The sequence below is a fragment of the Lactobacillus kullabergensis genome (genome assembly GCF_000967195.1).
In the GTDB taxonomy this organism is placed as follows: Bacteria; Bacillota; Bacilli; order Lactobacillales; family Lactobacillaceae; genus Lactobacillus; species Lactobacillus kullabergensis.
Genome location: NZ_KQ033872.1, coordinates 2,577 through 3,680, shown reverse-complemented (window position 1 = coordinate 3,680; position 1,104 = coordinate 2,577). Strand labels below are relative to the sequence as shown.

The 1,104-nt window shown below is 50.7% G+C and carries 1 rRNA gene (cut by a window edge); it reads left to right on the top strand.

What is annotated here, in order from left to right:
- The first annotated feature begins 97 nt into the window (after nt 1-97).
- Nucleotides 98-1,104 (top strand): 23S ribosomal RNA (locus JF76_RS09835) (it continues 2,390 nt past the right edge of the window).

The following is a 1,104-nucleotide window of genomic DNA, read 5'->3' as shown; positions in this document are numbered from 1 at the left end:
TAGTACATTGAAAACTGAATATAATCCAAGAAAAAACCGAGAAACAATCAAAAGAGAAGAGATTGCCAAAGAGCGACCGAGAGAGTATCTTGAGTAAGGTCAAGTAAAGAAGGGCGCACGGTGAATGCCTAGGCACAATGAGGCGAAGAAGGACGTGACGAACCACGAAAGGCTTCGGGGAGCGGTAAGTACGCAGCGATCCGGAGACATCCGAATGGGGGAACCCAATGCATGCAGATGCATTACCAGGCGGTGAACAAATAGCCGTATGGGGCAAGACGCAGCGAACTGAAACATCTAAGTAGCTGCAGGAAGAGAAAGAAAAATCGATTTCCTTAGTAGCGGCGAGCGAAGAGGAAAGAGCCCAAACCAGATGATTTATCATTTGGGGTTGTAGGACTGCAATAAGGCAGCGCAAAGGATAGCAGAATTATCTGGGAAGGTAAGCCAGAGAGGGTGAGAGCCCCGTAAGCGAAATCCGGAGCGCGCCGAGCAGGATCCTGAGTAGGTCGGGACACGAGGAATCCCGATTGAAGCAGCGAGGACCATCTCGCAAGGCTAAATACTACATTGTGACCGATAGTGAACCAGTACCGTGAGGGAAAGGTGAAAAGAACCCCGGGAGGGGAGTGAAAGAGAACCTGAAACCGTGTGCCTACAAATAGTCAAAGCCCATTAAAGGGTGATGGCGTGCCTTTTGTAGAATGAACCGGCGAGTTACGTTAGCTAGCGAGGTTAAGTCAGAAAAGACGGAGCCGGAGCGAAAGCGAGTCTGAAGAGGGCGGAGCAGTTAGCTGACGTAGACCCGAAACCAAGTGACCTACCCATGACCAGGTTGAAGGTGCGGTAAAGCGCACTGGAGGACCGAACCCACGTAAGTTAAAAATTGCGGGGATGAGTTGCGGGTAGCGGTGAAATTCCAAACGAACTTGGAGATAGCTGGTTCTCTCCGAAATAGCTTTAGGGCTAGCCTGGTGCCAGGACGATCATGGAGGTAGAGCACTGTTTGGACGAAGGGCCCGTCAGGGGTTACTGAATTCAGATAAACTGCGAATTCCAGAGATCGGGGCACTGGAGTCAGACTGCGAGTGATAAGATCCGTAG